This is a genomic window from Psychrobacter sp. CCUG 69069 (assembly GCF_021023115.1).
Taxonomy (GTDB): Bacteria; Pseudomonadota; Gammaproteobacteria; order Pseudomonadales; family Moraxellaceae; genus Psychrobacter; species Psychrobacter namhaensis.
In genome coordinates, this window is record NZ_QQAI01000011.1 from 36,135 (window position 1) to 55,492 (window position 19,358).

The following is a 19,358-nucleotide window of genomic DNA, read 5'->3' on the forward strand; positions in this document are numbered from 1 at the left end:
AAAAATGGATCAATCATCTGTCTAGCCACCACTCCTTAGCCCAAGCATACCAGCGTTTGCGGTTAGGGTTTATAACAACGATAAGGAAGCTACCATGAGTGACATTTTCAATGTAAAAGACACTATCTCGGTCGATGGCAAGGATCATGCCTATTACAGTTTGCCCAAGTTGACCAAAACCTTTGAGAACATTAGCAAGCTGCCATTTTGCATGAAAATCGTATTAGAGAATCTATTACGGAATGAGGATGGTGGTCAATCTGTCGGTGAAAACCATATCGAAGCCGTTGCCAATTGGGATGCGGGCGCTGAAGCGTCAAAAGAGATTGCCTTTATGCCAGCCCGTGTCGTCTTGCAGGATTTCACGGGTGTGCCATCGGTGGTCGATTTGGCAGCCATGCGTGATGCCGTGGTTGAGCTGGGCGGTAAAGCGGAGCAAATCAATCCGTTTATTCCGAGCGAGCTTGTGGTCGATCACTCAGTGCAAGTGGATGCTTATGGCCGCGAAGATGCGTTGGATCTGAACGAAAAAATTGAATTTAAGCGCAATAATGAACGTTATGAGTTCTTGCATTGGGGTCGTAATGCTTTTGAAAACTTCGTTGTGGTACCACCAGCGACGGGCATTGTGCATCAGGTAAACCTTGAGTACTTAGCACGTGTGGTCATGGCAGCCGAAGTGGAAGGCGAGCTGACAGCGTATCCTGATACCGTGTTTGGGACGGACAGCCATACGACGATGATTAATGGTATTGGCGTTCTTGGTTGGGGTGTGGGCGGTATTGAAGCAGAAGCGGCAATGCTCGGCCAGCCATCCTCCATGCTCATTCCTCAGGTCGTCGGTTTTGAGTTGACGGGTAAGCTGACTGAAGGCGTCACCGCAACGGATTTGGTATTACGTGTGGTAGAGATGCTACGTGCCCATGGCGTAGTGGGTAAGTTTGTGGAGTTCTATGGGGAGGGGCTGCACAGTATGCCGCTCGCTGACCGTGCCACCATTGCCAATATGTCACCAGAATATGGCGCGACGTGTGGTATTTTCCCCATCGACCAAATGGCGATTGATTATCTGCGCCTATCGGGTCGTAATGAGACGCAAATTGAATTGGTCGAAAAATATGCGAAAGCACAAGGTCTATGGCACGATGCTGATACGCCAGCTGCGACCTACTCAAGTAAGCTGGAGCTGGATTTAGCGTCCGTACAGCCAGCCCTTGCTGGTCCTAACTTGCCGCAGCAACGTATCAACCTGTCTGACATGCACGAAAAATTCGGTGAAACGTTAGCAAAAATGACCAAAGACCGCAAATCAGAAATCGAAGGTAAGGTACGTTTTGATCAAGAGGGCGGCGAGCAAGTACAAGCCGAAACTTTAGCAGCGGAACCAAAGATTGAGGTTGACACACATAGTGAGGATAACAGTCAGTATCAGCCTGCTAACAATGTGTTCTCAAACGTCAATATTGATGATAAGCAGCATGAATTACGTGACGGTTCAGTGGTCATTGCAGCCATTACTTCTTGTACCAACACCTCAAACCCTGCGGTCATGATTGGGGCAGGTTTGGTTGCCAAAAAAGCGGCGGCAAAAGGCCTCAAAGCCAAGCCTTGGGTAAAAACTTCATTAGCGCCAGGGTCTAAGGTGGTCACAGACTACCTAGAAAAAACCAAACTGATGGATGAGCTAGAAAAAACCGGTTTTTATCTAGTGGGCTATGGTTGTACGACCTGTATCGGTAACTCAGGACCACTTCCTGAAGAAATCGAAAAAGGTATTGAAAAAAACGATTTGGTTGCTGCTGCCGTGTTATCAGGTAACCGTAACTTTGAAGGTCGTATTCACTCCCATGTTAAGGCCAGCTACTTAGCATCGCCGCCACTGGTTGTCGCCTATGCCTTGGCGGGGACGGTCGATATTGACTTGACGACACATCCACTAGGACAGGATCAAGACGGCAATGATGTGTTCTTAAAAGACATCTGGCCTACCTCAGAAGAGATTAATGAGCTGATTGCCAACAATATTGATGCGGATATGTTCCGCAAAAACTATGGCGAAGTGTTCGATGGTAGCGCAGCGTGGAATGCGATTAGCTCGGCGGACAGTCAGCTGTATCCATGGGATGAAGGCTCAACGTACATCAAAAACCCACCGTTCTTTGATGGTATGACGATGGAGCCAGAAGGTATTCCTGATATTGAAGGTGCCCGTATTTTAGGTTTGTTTGGAGACTCAATCACCACCGACCACATCTCACCAGCAGGTAATATCGATCCAGACTCGCCAGCGGGTAAATACTTACAAGAGCGCGGCGTGATGGAAGCGGACTTCAACAGCTATGGTTCACGCCGTGGTAATGATGCGGTCATGACCCGTGGTACTTTTGCTAATATTCGCATCAAAAACACCATGATGAACGGTAAAGAAGGTGGCTACACTTATTACTTCAAAGATGATAACGCGACGCTAGCAGATGGCGAAGAAATGCCTATCTATAACGCTGCGATGAAGTATAAGGAAGACGAGCGCCCATTAGTCGTGCTTGGCGGCGCAGAATATGGCTCTGGCTCTAGTCGTGACTGGGCGGCCAAAGGCACGATTTTACTTGGTGTAAAAGCGGTGCTGACCAGCTCGTTTGAGCGTATTCATCGTTCGAACCTAGTCGGTATGGGCGTATTACCATTGACCTTCAAAGACGGTGAAAACGCAGACACCTATCAGCTTGATGGGTCAGAAGTGCTTAGCATCACTGGTTTGGATAATGGCGAGAGTAAGACCGCGACAGTCACGGCTACCCGTGCTGATGGCTCGACGGAGACCTTTGATGTCAACGTGATGCTACAGACGCCAAAAGAGCGTGAGTATGTGCGTCATGGCGGGGTGTTGCACTATGTCCTACGTCAATTGGCCGCGGATAGTAAAAACGCTGCATAATGGCTCGTTAGTCTTAGTATGATAAAAGCCCAATCCCAGACAAAGTAGGGGATTGGGCTTTTTTTGGGCGGTGATAAAGTGTTACGTGCATAGCACGTTTAGACGCTACTCAATTTATAATAGGAGCCACCATTTTACTGTCTGTGTTGCGCTCTTTTTTATATATAGTCGATGCATTTAAAAAGTGTTATAGCGCTACTAGGATGAATTTTACGCAGCCTCTGTCTGCGTAGGCACAGCACGCAAGTAAAATTTGTGCTAGTAGCGCGTTTAAATTTATATAACCGTTTTATTTTCAACTGACCATAGTCTATTCCTATGTATTTTATAGGGTGAGGTGGATAATTTAGCGCAGTAATATCTGCAAATTGGCGCTTCTATTTACGTGGTGCGTCTAATAAAACCTTAGGTTCTCAAGAAAAAAAATTGGTATGACGTATAGGGTAACTGCATCAACTTTTTAATTGATAAGACAGAAAACCTCATAAAAAAAAGCCCAGTGATAAACTGGGCTTTTCTCTACTTAAACTAAGTATTTTATTAATTATACTTATACTGTCTTAGCGAACATTATCACCGAGTGTGACAATAGGCTTGTCTAAGCGATAATTTGCAGCGGCACTTTTTGCACCCATAGTAGCTGCAACGAATGTTAGGATCGTGCTGATTAACCAAAATAGACCACTGTATAGCGCTGTTTTACGGGCAATCTCTTCAGCTTGTTGTAGGTTTTGATCGACTGTCTGTTGGGCCTGCGCAATATATTGCTCAGTTTGAGTTTTATACTCATTAAATGATTGAGTCACTTCGTTACGTACTTCGACAGCCTGCGCTTCAGTTAGACCTTCTTGTTGTAAGCGATTGATAAGTTCAGGACCTTGTAGCGTTTGTTCAATCGATGCCATACGCTGTTTTGCGTACTCATCGATGTTACGCCATGTGTCGACACTGGTGAAGTCCATAGCAGCAACATCATTTTGCGTGTTGTTGATCATCTCATCCAACACATTGGTTGTCGCTTCGATTTGTTGATCATTTAAATCCTGAGTGTTTTCAGCGACCATCGCACTGATATCAGCTTTGCTAATGTCTCCAGATACGGTTTGATAGACTTGTTGAGCGGTTTGTTGTACTTGCTCTACCGTGCTATCTGGTGCGGCTACTGCTGCAGTACCAGCGGCTGATGTACTGGCTGCGGCTACGCCACCAGCGGTCTTAGCTACTGTGCTCACCGTGCTACCGACTACGTTACCAGCTGATGATAAAATGCCAGTTGCACTACTTAAGGTAAAAAAGGTGGTAAACAACACAATCAATGCGGCCGTTAATATACCAGTTAAGGTGGCATCTTTTGAGTCGATAGCCGTCCCATCACCGAATATAGCTTCAGGGGCTGAAAATTTAATGGCAAAATAACCAGCGACAAAAGCACTCACTAAAGCAGTGATAGCAGCATAAATACCACCAGCGATACTAGTGCCTTTTAAATCAAATGGTAAAAATGAGCTTAATACCAAAGCGAGGGCAATCATTGCCATGACTACGATCAGGCCTATGACAAGACCGGCAAGCACACCGCGCCACGATGGACGACGTTGGGGGGTATAAGTAGTTAACATAATCATTCCTTTTTAAAGGTCACTAATCTTTCGTTAATGTTTAGAGTGTTCACTATCTTACTGTCAGGATTTACGCTTAAACGTGTGTTCGCCAGAGACAATTAATAGTGAATATAGTGACAGCATAAGGAAAAGAACCCAGCATTAATAATACTGTTAAGTAGAGAAACACAATCGTTATGTATAACAATGTTAAGGTAAGTGACAAAATCGCTGACATGTAACTAGGTGTAAGTAGGAGGCGCTAAACTATTAACATTAGACCTCTTGCAAAAGTACCGTTTTATTGACCTTCGTTAACGGAGTATCAAAGGCTAGCAATGACTTATGCAAGAGATCTATTTATACGAATTTTTAGAGACAGGTGAGGAGTTGGAGGAGAGGTAGAGAGTAAGTCGCTATTAAAATTAGGCATGGGATAAAATTCAGACAATAAAAAAGCCCAGTCACATACTTTGTGACTGGGCTTTTTTATTGTTCGCTTACTAGTCTTATCTAATGCAGCGCAAAAGGGCTAATAAGTGACGCCGAATAGTGGCGTCCCCAGGGGGATTCGAACCCCCGTTACCGCCGTGAAAGGGCGGTGTCCTAGGCCTCTAGACGATGGGGACGCATAGAGTGTTATAACCAATGGTTACAACGATACTTCACAATATCAGATAGCTTACCTATTAATAATAGAGCAAGCGTTGCCTAGGTGCTGATATCGTCCTTCTAGCGAGTATTTATTATCAAGTTTCAGCCATGCTGAGCATTGCGATAAATAGATGGTGGAGCTAAACGGAGTCGAACCGTTGACCCCTTGCATGCCATGCAAGTGCTCTACCAACTGAGCTATAGCCCCTCGCTAAGAGTGTGCGTATTTTAGGTAAGAGCAGCGCTCTTGTCAACAGCTATTTTAAAAATAATTCATAAATATGCAAAAAAAAGCGTTTTAGCCTATTTTAAAGGCTCAACAAGCCCAAATTAGCGTGGATTTTGCTTAAGCGCGATCTCTTTGATGGCTTTATCGGTGTGAAATTCTTCTTCTGTGCCATCAGAAAAGACGACAGCACAGCATTCCGCTGGCACATACTGACCGCCTTTTTCTCGGATCGTTCTTATACCTTTAAAGCCTGTAATATAGTCAATCCCACTTAAAAGTGTTATAAACTAATTATCAAACCTAATTGCTATCATAAAGACCATGACTTACTCCCTAGATTTTCGCAAACAAGTACTAAAAAGCTTAGACGAGGGTATGACTTTTGCCGAGGCAGCTGAGTTTTATAATCTGAGCCCAACCACCATACAGAACTGGAAGCGGCGTGTTCATAGCAAAACAACCAGACAAACCAAGCCCTATAAAATACCAGATGACGTGCTACTTAATGATGTCAAAGAACATCCTGATGATTACCAGTATGAGCGAGCACGTCGTCTAAACTGTAGCAAAACAGGCATTTATCATGCCCTAAAGCGCCTAGGCATCAGTCAAAAAAAAGACCTTAGAGCACCCAAAAGCGTGTCCAATAAAAAGAGCGGCGTATCAAAGAAAGCTTGATAGCTTTACGCACCAAGGCTATCCGACTATCTATATTGACGAAAGTGGCTTTGAGCACGAGACCATCCGCTCTCATGGTTACGCGCCTATTGGTAAACCCTGTATTGATCGCTATAACTGGCAAGGTAAAAAGCGAACCAACGTTATCGGCGCTCTGTATAACAAGATGCTGTTTGCACTGGATTACTTTAAGTACAACATTAACAGCAGCATATTCTACGACTGGTGCAAACAAACCCTGATCCCAAGTCTTAAAACAAAATGCGTGATTGTCATGGATAATGCTCGATTTCATAAGAATAAGCGTATTCAAAAGCTACTGAACAGGCATGGTCATCGTATTTTATGGTTGCCGCCGTACAGCCCAGACTTAAACCCTATCGAGAAAAAATGGGCTCAGGTGAAGTTTCTACGCCAAGGCTGGATGGAGAATGATTTATCCAAATTGTTTTATGATATTTGTCCAAGGCATAACAGTTTTATTTTAAACTGACTATATCAAATGCGCCTAATTTCTCTAGATTATGCTTGGTATAGGCGCAGTAAGTGCTGTATATCCATGTTAAATCTTCAAAATCCTGTCCTGTTGTTAGGGTACGGTTTGCCTCAAAAAGCTCTTTTACGATGGCATCATAGTATTTTTGCGCTTCTTTTAGGGTGTTAAAGACATAATCTTTGCTTTCTATTGTGACGGTTTTTCTGGTCATGTTTGTTTCCAGTTGCGATGTTCAGTACAAAGTTGTTATAAATTAAAAAAAGGGTCAGAACTTGCCTGACCCTTTTAAACTCAAAAACTTCCGCTCATTTGTTATGCAACTGCCAAGCTATTTATCAGCCAAAAAATCTGGCAACTCTGCCGCTTGTTTCTCTAACTTTTTCAATTTCTTTTTACCGAGGCCGCCTAATACATCAACCGCATGGCGCAAGCGGGTCAGCGTCATATCAGCACCGATGATCGCCATAGAGTTCATGACGGGCGTCGATGAAGTGCTACCAGCGATGGCGATAAAGAATGGGGCCATAAAGTCGCGCATTTTGATATCAAGATGAGCAGCAAGGCCTTTTAACGTCGCGTAGATGTTTTCTTCTGACCACGTCGGTAAGGTCTCTAGCTGCCACAGTGCCAGTTGTAGCATTTCTATGATTTGCTCAGGCGTCAGCGACTTATGGGTAAAGCTTTCAGCGTTAATATCAGGCAGATTTTGGAAATAAAAACCACCCCAATTGACCGCGTCAGACAGCAGCTCGATACGGGGTTGAATAGCGGCGGCGATAGCGGTCAATTTATCGCTGTCATTTGCCCAAGCAAGGATTTTATTTTTTAGCTGTTCAGGCGTGAGCGCACGGAGCCATTCGGCGTTGAGCCAGTTAAGCTTTTCGATGTCAAATATAGGCCCGCCGAGCGACACACGTTGAATATCAAAGCTCGCAACCATCTCATCCAAGGTGAATTTCTCCGCTTCATCAGGCATTGAGTAGCCCATACGGCCCAGATAGTTGAGTAGGGCTTCAGGCAACACGCCAGCATCACGGTAGTAGGTGATAGACGTTGGGTTTTTACGCTTAGACAGTTTGGATTTATCTGGGTTACGCAGTAGTGGCATGTGACACAGGACTGGCATCTCCCAACCAAAGTAATCATAAAGCAGCTGATGTTTGGGCGCAGAGTTCAGCCACTCTTCACCGCGCATCACATGACTGATATCCATCAAGTGGTCATCAACGACGTTTGCTAAGTGATAAGTTGGCATGCCGTCGGTTTTGAGCAACACTTGCATGTCAACTTGGGTCCAAGGAATCTCAACGGTGCCGCGTAGCATGTCATGTACCTGACAGATGCCGTCGGTTGGCACACGCATACGGATGACATGGGGCTTGCCCTCGCTCACCAATTGCTCGGTTTTCTCGGCGGCGAGGTGGGCACAGCGTCCATCATAGCGCGGCGTCTCGCCATTGGCCATTTGCTCAGCGCGCATAGCGTCTAGCTCTTCACTGGTACAAAAACAGCGAAATGCGTGGTCAGCATCAATCAATTGCTCAGCGTGCTTTTTATAAATCTCACTGCGCTCGCTTTGACGATAAGGGGCGTGTGGTCCACCGACATCTGGACCCTCGCTCCAATCCAAACCGACCCAACGCAGCGCATCTAAAATCATTTTTTCAGATTGTTCAGTCGAGCGAGTTTGGTCAGTGTCTTCGATACGCAAAATAAATTCGCCACCGTGTGCCTTAGCAAAGGCTAGGTTAAAAAGGGCGATATAAGCCGTTCCCACATGAGGAAAGCCCGTAGGTGATGGGGCAATACGCGTGCGGACAGGGCGCTTGCTGCTAGCAGTTGTCGTCAGGGTCGTCGAGGTTTGCATCATAGGGGTCTCAGAATATTGTAGATAGTGAAAAAAGGTAATGACAAGTATCAGCCACAAATATGAGTAAAAAATACGGATGAAACAATAGCAGTCAAAGTTGAAAAATAGCGTAAAATATAGCGTTAGTATAACAGAGAGATGGGATATTTTTAACGAAATGCCCTTCTAGAGCTTGACTACCAGTGTATCCTTGCGATAATAATGCTAGACAAGCCATAACTTGTTTATTTTCATCTGATTTTTTACTATTACTGGCCAAAATGGTCGTCATCTACTGAGTTATTTGTGTCACTATCAAAATCGAAGTCAAAACCTACGCCCAATTCTAACGCCAACGATTCTTCAGCTGCTGATCATGCTGAGTCAGCGACCAACCTGTCTTCTGTAGAAGCTCATTCTGCTCAAAACCTGACTGAAGAGAGTAGGCAACATATCGCCCAAGAGTCAGGTGAAGACTGTGCCACGTCTGATGAGTTGAGTTTTATCCATGATGCCGTGCTTTTGCCAGAGACCGTCGCGGCGGTATTGGGCGTCAAGTCCTTACCGCCCCAAAAAGATGCCACCAAAGGTCAAAATAGCTTACAAATGAGCGGCATTTATGTGGATGCAACCTTTGGCCGCGGCGGCCATAGTCGCTTATTATTGAGTCATCTTGCTGATGATGCCAAGCTTATTGTCTTTGATAAAGATCCGACTGCCATTAGCGTTGCCAAAGAGCTGGCAAGTACGGACAGCCGGGTACATGTGGTACATGATAGTTTTGCGACGTTGACGTCCAGTCTGGCCGCGCTCGGTATTACGCAAGTGGATGGGTTGATGGCAGATCTGGGTATCTCATCACCCCAGATTGATGATGGCAGCCGCGGCTTTAGCTTTATGCGCGATGGGGCGGTCGATATGCGGATGGATACCAGCCGTGGCCAGTCGGTTGCTGAGTGGCTAGAAAAAGTCGATGACGAAACCTTGGCCAATGTGCTGTATGAGTTTGGGGAGGAGCGTCACAGTCGCCGCATCGCCCGTGCCATCAAACAGATGGACAGTTATGAGTCAACGCTTGAGCTGGCTGAAGTGATTAAGATTGCCCATCCTAATTGGCAGCGCGGCAAACATCCTGCGACACAAAGCTTTCAAGCCATGCGTATTTTTATTAACAATGAGCTTGGCGACGTCGATGACTTTTTGGCGCAAAGTATTCCAATTTTAAAGCCGGGTGGACAGCTTGCGGTCATTAGCTTTCACTCATTAGAAGATCGCCGTATTAAGCAGTTTTTGCAGCGTCATAGCAAAGGGCAGTATCCAGAAGATGAGAATTTACCGATGCCGCCCAAGCGCCCGCGTTACTTTAGTAAGCCTAAACGTGTTGGTCCAAGTAAAGCTGAAATAAGCCACAATCCACGTTCGCGTAGTGCGTGGTTACGACTGGCGACACGTACTGATAGTGATTATTTACCTGACGTCGAGCAATAAACCGCTCCTTTTTTGCTGGAAATCATTTTAATCGGCTTTCTAGCGACTAGAGACGAGTAAATGCTTTAATGATTACGCTGCTGTTAAAAAGCTGTAAACATTATCTGCTAGGCTCGGCAGTTACTTTTTGGTTTGGTTTTACTTTTGTTGATGGTGCTGATGGCTCATGAGTTTTTAATAACTCACCAACCGTTATCGTTTTTTATATTTTGAAGTTCACTTTTTTGAGATGGTCATGGCAATATCTGACAAACCTGCAAACCGTCGTACCGCAGCGGCCTACAATGCTGATGTTGGCGAACTGTTTGTGCGCCGATTTAATGTGGTTAGTATTTATGTGGTCATACTGTTGCTGTTGGCAGCGGCTATTATATGGAGTGGTATCAAAACGGCCGACGGCGTTCAGCAATACCATCAGGACTATAAAACCTTGCAAGATATGAAAAAACAAGAGCGTAAGCTACAAGTTGAACATCAGCGCCTGTTGATTGAGCAGCAGACATTTAGCGCGACACCGCAAATTGCCAGTCGTGCGGTTGCAGAGTTGGGTATGTTTTCACCAACTCTAAAAGATAAGCTGATTATCCAGCCGGGGGCGGCGGTCGCGGTAGCACCAGTCGGTTCTAGTGGCTCGGATGGGGTGGTTGCAGCTAATGATTCAGATATTATCGCACCAGCAATCGCTAATGAGATGTCTGTGCCCGATTCCGACCTAGCGGAGGCAGGACAATGACGGATAAGAAGTCTAACGCCAATAGCGACAAAGCCACCGCAAAGAATACGAGCAAAAAACCAACCAGCGGCACCAGTGGAAAAGTCACCAAGCCTTTACGCCGTGTGAGTGCGGCTAAATCTGGACAAAAGAGCAGCAAAGCTGACAATCAATCCACCGATAACCGCAAATCCACGCTATTTGGCCGTCTAAAAAAGAACGAAGAACAAGGCGCTTATACCAGTGTCAAAAACCTGAAAAATAAAAGAGCGTTTTTGGGGAAAGCCTCTGGGGCTTCATCTCGCGGCGGCTTTGAGCAGGATAAAAATCGCTTTCGTATGATTTGGGCTATTGCTCTTGTCATCTTGGGCTTGCTAATCGCCCGTGCTTATTATTTACAAGTCGCTAATGCCCAGTTTTATCAAGATAAAGGCGATGAGCTTATCACCAGCGTGCGGACGCAAAAATCTTATCGCGGTATGATTACGGATCGTAATCATTTGCCATTAGCGGTTAGTGCGCCACTGGCGACGGTCTCTTTTAGTCCACACGATTATGCTCGCGAATATTACGAGCTTAAACGCATTATCATCACCAACCCTGAGAGTCCGCAGCTGGTCGCGCGTATGCAAAAGCGCTTGGACAACATGGACTTAACTCAATTGGCGGCGGCAGCCAACATCTCGGTCGGTGAGCTAAAAAAAGCAACTGCCATCGATGACAGTATCGATGTGACTGATGAAGAAGCCGTCAAAGCGGCACTGCCATCTGGTGCAGGCTCGCATTATCTTCCTCTTTTGAATAAAGTGACGCCCGAGATTGCCCAAAGTGTCAGCTCGCTGGATTTTCCTGGCGTCTATGAAAAAAACTTCTTTCAGCGCTATTATCCACAGCCGCAACCGAATGCCCAACTGTTAGGCTTTATGGGACAAAACGCCAATGACCCTGAAGGCGGTTACGAAGGGCGTGCCGGTGTTGAACGCCAGTATGAAGCTGAGCTGGCGGGTGCCGATGGTAAAGTACTGGTGCTAAAAGATGCCAAACAAAACAGTCTTAAAGAAATTAAGCAGATTGAACCTGAAATAGCGGGCAAAGATGTGGCATTGACCATTGATTCGCGTTTGCAATACTTGCTGTATAAAGAGCTGGAAAAAGCCGGACGTTTACAAAAAGCGCGTTGGTCTACTGGCATGATCGTCGATGTACAAACTGGGGAGGTGCTCGCCTTATCAACTTGGCCATCATTTAACTCCAATAACCTCAATGAGATGACGGGTGAAAACCAGCGTAACCGTGCGCTCCTTGATGTCTTTGAACCCGGTTCAGTGATGAAGCCTTTCACGGTTGCTGCCGCCTTAGATTCAGGCAAATATACAGCCACCTCTTTAATTGATACCAATCCTGGCTCTATCCGTGTTCGTGGTTATACCATTCGCGATCATAATAATTTGGGCATGATTAATATGGCGACGCTGTTACAGAAGTCTAGTAACGTGGCTTCAACCAAGATTGCGCTATCGCTACCCGCTGATGCTATTACCAATATGCAAAAACAGTTTGGCTTTGGGACAAAAACGCCGTTACAGTTCCCAGGCGAAGGTAGCGGGCTGGTGGTCACGCCAAAAGAAAAAGAAACAGCAAGGCGCGCGACGGTCAGTTATGGTTATGGTCTACAAGTGACGCTGGCACAGGTCGCACAGGCTTACTCAGCACTGGCGGCAGGTGGGGTTATGCATCCTTTAACACTCATTAAAGATAACGAACCACAGCCCAGCAAACGTATCATGGCACATGAACAAGCGATGGCGATCGTACAAATGATGGAAAGTGTGACCGAAGATGGCGGTACGGCTAAAGGCGCTGCTATCGATGGCTATCGCGTCGCCGGTAAAACCGGAACGTCGCGCCGTATCAATCCAGAAGGCGGCTATCATACCGATCAGTATCGTAACGTTTTTGCTGGTATGGCGCCAGCGTCGAACCCAAGGCTGGTTGGTGTGATGTTAATCGAAGACCCACGCGGTCAAATTTATGCTGGTTTAACGGTGGCACCTGTCTTTCATAATGTTATGAAAGAGGCACTACGTTTATATAATGTGCCCTTGGATAAGCCATTAAAGACGGAAGCTCAGTAGATATTGCTATAAGATTTTTGCCTGTTTCACCACTCACTATTTGATTTGTTTTAACCGTTTAGGATATGCCAATGACCACGTCTACTTCATCGCCAAGCAGCGCTACTGTCACCTTGCAGCAACTGGCTGAAGCCAGCAGTAGTCATAGACATGGTTTACAGCAAGCCTTAAACGCGATGATCACGACATCGGCGCAAACATCAGTCAATCAAGTGACTGAAAATCAAGTGACTGAAAATCAAGTGTCTTTGGTTGTCCATATCCCGTTTCACCAGTTTCGTTTAGACAGTCGTCAGTTAGCAACCAGCGATGTGTTTGTCTTATTAAAAAGCCAAATACCAAACTGTCAAAAAAGCCGCGACTACCTCTATCAAGCCGCTAAAAAGGCGGCTTTTATCCTATCAGAAATCGATCCTATCGCGCTGCTCGCGACCGCCAATGTACCCCCACATGCCAATATTGCCTTAACCTCTGATACTTTTCAGTCATCGGCACAGCAGCAACTCACAGCGCTGCCTAGTCCAGTTTTATACGTACCCAACATTCGTGATTTTTTAGGGGATTTGTGTCAAGCGCGTTTGCAGTACCAACAACCAGTGAGTTTACCCACCGTCGTAGCAGTGACAGGCACCAACGGCAAAACCACCATCAGTCAATTGGTTGCACAGTTAACCCAGCTGACTGGCATGAGCAGTGCGGTGATGGGGACGGCAGGCAATGGTAAGCTGGGGGCGTTGGTTCAAGCCAGCCACACTACAGGTGATGCGCTAGCCGTACAGCAGTTCTTATATCAAATGGGCTGTGATGGCGCTGAGTTACTCGCACTCGAGGCGAGCTCACACGGTCTGGATCAGCAGCGTTTGCAAGGCGTACCGGTGTCGGTTGCGATTTATACCAACTTGAGCCGTGACCATTTAGACTATCATGCTGATATGACAGAATATGCGGCGGCCAAAGCCAAATTATTTGATAAAGCGCACTTTCCAGATTTGACCCACGCCATTATTAATATCGATGACGAGTATGCACAAGTGATGCTGGACACGGCGCATGCCAGCGATTTAACCGTGTGGACATACAGCTTAGACGCGTCCAAAACTGCGACTTTTGTCGCCGCTGACATCAAACCAAGCCTACAAGGTGTCGAGATTGCTCTGCGCGTCGATGTTGATAGTACTGACTGTGATGGTACGGATCTTGGTGGCAAAAAAGATGGCAGTATCAATGTCGTTAGTCCACTGTTGGGACGCTTTAACGTGGCAAATTTGCTCGCCGCTATGGCGGCTACAGTGGCACTTGGTTCTGATGTTGATACTGATATCGAGCCTATTGCTGCTGCCGTGCCAAAGCTGCAAGGTGCGGTTGGACGTATGCAGCGCGTGCCCTCTAATAATGGTTGTTTTATCGTGGATTATGCTCATACGCCTGATGCCCTACGTCAGGTATTAGCAAGTCTTAAGACCCATTGTAAAGGTCAGCTATGGGCAGTATTTGGGTGTGGCGGTGACCGTGATGCTGGCAAGCGCCCATTGATGGCGCAGGCAGGTCTGGCGGGTGCAGACCAAGTCATTCTAACGGCAGACAATCCACGTAGCGAAGATCCCAATGTGATTTTGCAAGACATGCAAGCCGGTATGAGTGACGAGCAATACCAGCGCACCCATATTGAACCTGCGCGCCAAGCCGCCATTGAATATGCGGTCAGTCATGCGGCTGTCGATGACATTGTGGTTATCGCGGGTAAAGGTCATGAGACCTATCAAGAAATTGACAATGTACGTTATGATTTTGATGACAGTGTGGTCTTACAACATGCCCTCAGCAACGCTGGTCGAGTGTAGACAGTAGCGGCTGCATGCGGTTTTTCATGTTTCACAAAAAATTCAAATATAAAAAATAAGTAGTCATCATATAAGGTAAGCACTATGACAGCCGATAACGATAACACCATCCAGTCACAAGGGCTGTATGTGTGGCAAGTAGACAATTTGCTCGCAGCGACAACCGCACTTGCTGGGCATTGGCAGCTCTCAGAAGAGCAAGTAAGTACCGGGCAGTCAGAGCTAGCAAAAAACGCAGTGGTGAGTAACCGTATCGCCACCGATACGCGCACCATAAAAAACGGCGACATCTTTTTGGCGCTCAGTGGTGAGAATTTTGATGGTCATGATTATATCAACATGGCGGCATCAAAAGGCGCGGTCGCTGCTATCGTCTCGCGTCCTATTTCTACGAGTATTCCGCAGTTGGTGGTGAAAGACACACGTTTGGCGCTCGGCCAATTGGCCGCGTATCGTCGCCAGCAGCATAAAGACTTGACTGTGATTGCGATTACTGGATCTAGCGGTAAGACCACCTGTAAAGAGATGCTCGGTAGTATCTTTGGCCGACTGGCACCGACACTGATTACCCGTGGCAATCTAAACAATGATTTGGGTGTACCGATGATGCTTCTTGAGCTGTCAGATCATCATCGTTATGCCATCTTAGAGTTGGGTGCCAATCATATTGGCGAGATTGCTTACACGACTGAGATTGTCCAGCCTGACGTGGCCTGTATCTTAAATATCGGTACCGCCCATCTGGGTGAGTTTGGTAGTCGTGAAGGCATTTGCCAAACCAAAGCGGAGATTTATCACACCTTATCAGACACGCAGTTCGCCATTGTTCCTGACAAAGATGATTTTACCAATCAGCTACGCCGTATCGCTGAAAAATACACCTCGCATGTCATTGGTTTTGGTAATACCGACGTGAGTGCGAGTCACTTGGATGTAGAGCCTGAGCGTAGTGAGTTTAAACTGCATATTGGCAACCAATTACATGACATTAACTTGCCGCTGGCAGGGGAGCATAACGTCAACAATGCGTTAGCCGCTGCTGCTTGTGCGCATGCGTTAAATATTGCTGCGAGTGACATTGTGATTGGGCTAGAAAATGCGCGACCTGCTAAAGGCCGTTTAAACAGTCAGCTGCTTGGGATGCATCGCTTGATTGATGACACTTATAATGCCAACCCACACTCGGTGCGTGCAGCTGCAAAAGTACTGGCGGCGCAAACGGGAATACAGGTCATGGTGTTAGGAGACATTGGAGAGCTGGGTGACGCAGCCGTTAGCGAACATCAAAGCTTGGGACGTACGATTGCGACTACTGGTATTGACGTACTGCTTTGTGTTGGTGAATATGCGCCTTACACTGTGGCGGGTGCGCAAGAGATTTCTGATATCAGTGCCCATGCTTTTACCGATAAAGACCTTTTACTACAGTATTTACAACCGTATTTGCAGGCGCAACAGTCTCAGCCTTGCACTGTGCTGTTCAAAGGCTCTCGTTCCATGCAGATGGAAACCCTTATTCATGCGCTAGTAGAGGAGTAGGCGGTGTTAGTTTGGTTGTTTGGCTGGCTTGGCCAGTATTATACACCGTTTTCTGCGGTTTCCTCACTCACGCTACGTGCGTTACTCGCGGTCATTACCGCCCTCGCATTCAGCATGATTTTTGGCGGACGTGTCATTCGGCGTCTACGGGCGCTTAAGTATGGTCAGGCCATTCGCAATGATGGTCCGCAATCGCATTTGGCCAAAACTGGCACACCGACCATGGGTGGGGTGCTGATTTTGAGCGCGATTGGGGTATCGACCTTGCTGTGGGCTCGTTTGAACAATCCGTATGTTTGGATTTTGCTCGTTGTGATGGTTGTCTTTGGCGCAGTCGGCTGGGCGGATGATTGGCTCAAGATTAAATACAAAGATCCGAAAGGGTTAATCGCGCGCAAAAAGTACTTTTGGTTATCCATGGGGGCGTTATTCGTCGGCGTTTCTTTGTATTATATCGCGACGCTCCAACCAGATGTCGCCACCACTCGTGAGATGCAAGACTTGTTATTGCCCATCTTTAAGGATTGGATGATTCCGTTTTCGGCGGTGCCTTTTGGTATTGGTTTTATTATTTTTACGTATTTTGTGATTAATGGCGCGTCTAACGCTGTTAATTTAACCGACGGCTTGGATGGCTTGGCAATTTTGCCTGTGGTCTTGGTCGCGGCAGGTCTGGGTGCCATGGCTTATGTGTCAGGCGACGTACGTTTTGCTGATTACTTGCATGTGCCTTATATTGCTTACAACTCTGAAGTGATTATTGTCTGCGGTGCGATGATTGGCGCCGGACTTGGTTTCTTATGGTTCAATGCTCATCCAGCGCAAGTGTTTATGGGTGATGTTGGGGCGCTAGCACTGGGTGCGATGCTCGGTACCATAGCCGTCATGACGCGGCAAGAGATTGCTTTTGCGATTATGGGCGGGCTATTTGTGGCCGAAGCGCTGTCAGTGATGTTACAAGTTGGTTCGTATAAACTGCGCAAAAAACGCGTCTTTCGCATGGCACCACTGCATCATCACTTTGAAGAAATTGGCTGGAAAGAGACGCAAGTGGTGGCAAGGTTTTGGATCATTGCCATCATATTAGTCATCCTTGGATTAATGACGCTCAAACTGCGTTAAAGCAGACATACCTGATTGACAGCTGTATCATTCAATCAAAAGCCATCTCACATGTGATTGAGGTGGCTTTTTTATTGCGCCTTTTATTACTTAGCGAGTCTGAACTTTGTTAAAATACTCGCCATATTGCGATGATCTTGAGATGCTTGTGTCCTTATTTGTTTGCCCGCTTTGTCAATCACCACTACAGCCCGCGCTAGATACGTGGCGCTGTGATGGCAGCTTAAACTCTAAACAAACCGTCCATACTTTTGATGTGGCACGGCAAGGCTATGTCAACCTGTTGCCCGTGCAACAAAAGAAGTCCAAGGCCCCAGGTGATAGCCAAGCGTCTATCGAGGCGCGAAAGCGCTTTTTGAATAGGGGACATTATAAAAAGTTGCAAGCGTTAATTGGTCAGACAATGGGGCAGTTACTCGCGCAGCGTGAGCCAGTAGCGACATCGCATAACATGCCTGTTAATTGGTTAGATGTCGGTTGCGGTGAGGGCTATTACACGCAGGCTATGGCACAAATGGGGTCAGATACCGTAGTTACCATAGATGCCTTAATCGCAGCTGACATCAGCAAGCCTGCATTGGTTGAATTGGCAAAAGAGAGCAAGGCGGCGGGAAGGCTTTGGTATCAGAAAAACACAGATAACACCGACAAGGCAACCGCCATCTATCCCCTCGTAACGAGCGCTGCTCATCTACCGTTACGTGCTCACAGTATGACGGGTATCAGCAGTATTTTTAGTCCGATTTTGCCCAAGGCTTTTGCTGAGGTGTTGACTAAGGATGGTTATTTAATCATTGCCAAACCAGATGAGGGGCATTTAGCGTCAATGCGTGAGGCGTTATTTGATAGCGTCCGCGAGCACGATTCAGATAAGTTCCTACAAGAATTAGCCCCCTATTTTACGCTGATGAATACTTATCGCGTCAGTGATGAGATGTCTTTGTCAGCCGATGATTTGGCTGATCTAATGACTATGACCCCGTATGCCTATCGTGCCAAAAGTGAGAAAAGACAAGCGTTAGTGACCACCGTTGAAAAAGAGGCGTTTAGGACTGAGGCCAGATTTGTGGTTTATGTTTTGCAAAGAGCGCTTGTTAAATAGCGTTTGTTATTACTCAGCACTCCAGTATTTTCATAGCTGTAGTCGAAGCGTGGCATCTCTAAATAAATCGAGCAGTTACGCTTTGACAGCATAAATCACTTAGACATCCCAATTGACTCTATGTCATTATTCAAATCGAAATCAATATCTTATGAAGATAGGCAGGTTGCACGGCACTGCCTAAACTCATAAACAGTCTTTAGAAAAATTGGAGCACTCTAGGATAACACTATGAAAAAACTATCAACATTGAGCAAACCTCTCGTAATGGCACTAAGTATGGCCAGTATCAGTGTGGCAACTGTGGCAGTCAGTCAAGCTGCTACCTCCAAAGCACCGAGCAGTGAGCTACAGGCGGCTTCACAGAGCAAGATTGATCTAGAGCAAGCGCTGTTACTCGCCAATAAAGCAGTGAAAGGGGACATCGTCAGTGTAGAGTATGATCAAGAAGATCGTACGGTAAATGGAAATTATGAGATCAAAATTATTACCAATAATAATGAACAGGAAGTAAAAGTCCACGCCAATACAGGTAAGGTCACAAAAGAGGAAGTAGAGCGCTTAGTTAAAGAGGATTTGGCAGAATACAAAGCCATGAAACAAGCTAAACTTACCTTGACGCAAGCCATCAGCAAGGCCAACCAAACCCTAAAAGGTACCGTGCTAGAAGCTGAGTTTGAGACAGATTTTGGCAAACCTGTCTATAAGGTTGAAATTGGTAAAGACAATCAGGTTTATAAAATCGTTGTTGATAGCACGACTGGTAATATCATTCGCAGTCAAGCCCGCGCCGCGGATAGTGATGACTAATTGCTGAGGTTCTACTTGATCCTAAGCCTTTTCAATGACGGCTTAGGGTTTTCTTTTCTGGTAGAATGATGAGCGTATAAAGTCTATTTTTTATCCGACAGCATCGCTGCCAGTCTGATAGTGTCTTACTTTGAATGTGCTAGTGTGCTAACATTAGTGCCATTATT

General features: G+C 46.3%; 14 protein-coding genes and 2 tRNA genes. 11 read left to right on the top strand and 5 right to left on the bottom strand.

The genetic code is table 11. From position 1 onward, the window contains the following. Positions 1-94: 94 nt before the first annotated feature. Positions 95-2,935: an aconitate hydratase gene (locus tag DVY93_RS08505; protein WP_230710297.1), complete on the top strand. Its 2,841-nt coding sequence runs from the start codon at positions 95-97 to the stop codon at positions 2,933-2,935. Between the two features lie 560 nt (positions 2,936-3,495). On the opposite strand, the gene DVY93_RS08510 is transcribed toward DVY93_RS08505, so the two are convergent. From DVY93_RS08510 to DVY93_RS08520, 3 genes are all read right to left on the bottom strand, one after another. Then, the gene (locus DVY93_RS08510; protein ID WP_193006495.1) at positions 3,496-4,554 is read right to left on the bottom strand and encodes a hypothetical protein; all 1,059 of its coding nucleotides are present in this window, start codon (positions 4,552-4,554) and stop codon (positions 3,496-3,498) included. Positions 4,555-5,089: 535 nt separating this feature from the next. Continuing rightward, positions 5,090-5,165 (bottom strand) — tRNA-Glu (locus DVY93_RS08515). Positions 5,166-5,322: 157 nt separating this feature from the next. Continuing rightward, positions 5,323-5,398 (bottom strand) — tRNA-Ala (locus DVY93_RS08520). Between the two features lie 342 nt (positions 5,399-5,740). Between DVY93_RS08520 and DVY93_RS08525 the strand changes: the two genes are divergently transcribed. Further along, on the top strand, positions 5,741-6,097 hold the full coding sequence (locus DVY93_RS08525) for an IS630 transposase-related protein (RefSeq protein ID WP_193006464.1): 357 nt from the start codon (positions 5,741-5,743) through the stop codon (positions 6,095-6,097). After that, complete coding sequence (locus tag DVY93_RS12525; protein ID WP_442966515.1) at positions 6,066-6,590, top strand: IS630 family transposase; 525 nt, start codon at positions 6,066-6,068, stop codon at positions 6,588-6,590. Before DVY93_RS08525 ends, DVY93_RS12525 begins: the two co-directional genes overlap by 32 nt. Here DVY93_RS12525 and DVY93_RS08530 read toward each other — a convergent pair. Both DVY93_RS08530 and gltX read right to left on the bottom strand, forming a co-directional pair. After that, positions 6,577-6,804, bottom strand: coding sequence for a hypothetical protein (locus DVY93_RS08530; protein WP_230710299.1), 228 nt, complete (start codon positions 6,802-6,804; stop codon positions 6,577-6,579). The two genes, DVY93_RS12525 and DVY93_RS08530, sit on opposite strands and share 14 nt — an antisense overlap. A gap of 117 nt (positions 6,805-6,921) precedes the next feature. Next, positions 6,922-8,463 (bottom strand): glutamate--tRNA ligase, encoded by a 1,542-nt coding sequence (gene gltX, locus DVY93_RS08535; protein ID WP_230710300.1) that lies wholly within the window; start codon positions 8,461-8,463, stop codon positions 6,922-6,924. Between the two features lie 432 nt (positions 8,464-8,895). On the opposite strand from gltX, the gene rsmH reads away from it, so the two are divergent. From rsmH to DVY93_RS08575, 8 genes are all read left to right on the top strand, one after another. Further along, positions 8,896-9,930: a 16S rRNA (cytosine(1402)-N(4))-methyltransferase RsmH gene (gene rsmH, locus DVY93_RS08540; protein WP_227670116.1), complete on the top strand. Its 1,035-nt coding sequence runs from the start codon at positions 8,896-8,898 to the stop codon at positions 9,928-9,930. Between the two features lie 235 nt (positions 9,931-10,165). Then, the gene (gene ftsL, locus DVY93_RS08545; RefSeq protein ID WP_198334403.1) at positions 10,166-10,663 is read left to right on the top strand and encodes a cell division protein FtsL; all 498 of its coding nucleotides are present in this window, start codon (positions 10,166-10,168) and stop codon (positions 10,661-10,663) included. Continuing rightward, positions 10,660-12,777: a peptidoglycan D,D-transpeptidase FtsI family protein gene (locus DVY93_RS08550; protein ID WP_198334404.1), complete on the top strand. Its 2,118-nt coding sequence runs from the start codon at positions 10,660-10,662 to the stop codon at positions 12,775-12,777. The genes ftsL and DVY93_RS08550 overlap by 4 nt, the downstream gene beginning before the upstream one ends. Positions 12,778-12,848: 71 nt before the next feature. Next, entirely contained in the window at positions 12,849-14,618 is a 1,770-nt protein-coding gene (locus DVY93_RS08555; RefSeq protein WP_230710302.1) for a UDP-N-acetylmuramoyl-L-alanyl-D-glutamate--2,6-diaminopimelate ligase, read from the top strand. Between the two features lie 84 nt (positions 14,619-14,702). Continuing rightward, complete coding sequence (locus DVY93_RS08560; RefSeq protein ID WP_193006502.1) at positions 14,703-16,157, top strand: UDP-N-acetylmuramoyl-tripeptide--D-alanyl-D-alanine ligase; 1,455 nt, start codon at positions 14,703-14,705, stop codon at positions 16,155-16,157. Between the two features lie 3 nt (positions 16,158-16,160). Further along, a complete protein-coding gene (gene mraY, locus DVY93_RS08565) occupies positions 16,161-17,279 on the top strand; it encodes a phospho-N-acetylmuramoyl-pentapeptide-transferase (protein ID WP_193006503.1) in 1,119 nt (372 codons plus the stop codon). Between the two features lie 142 nt (positions 17,280-17,421). Further along, entirely contained in the window at positions 17,422-18,381 is a 960-nt protein-coding gene (locus tag DVY93_RS08570; protein ID WP_230710305.1) for a putative RNA methyltransferase, read from the top strand. A gap of 231 nt (positions 18,382-18,612) precedes the next feature. Beyond that, positions 18,613-19,191 carry a PepSY domain-containing protein gene (locus DVY93_RS08575; protein WP_230710307.1) on the top strand — a complete coding sequence of 193 codons (579 nt, stop codon included), beginning with the start codon at positions 18,613-18,615 and terminating at the stop codon, positions 19,189-19,191. Positions 19,192-19,358 lie beyond the last annotated feature (167 nt).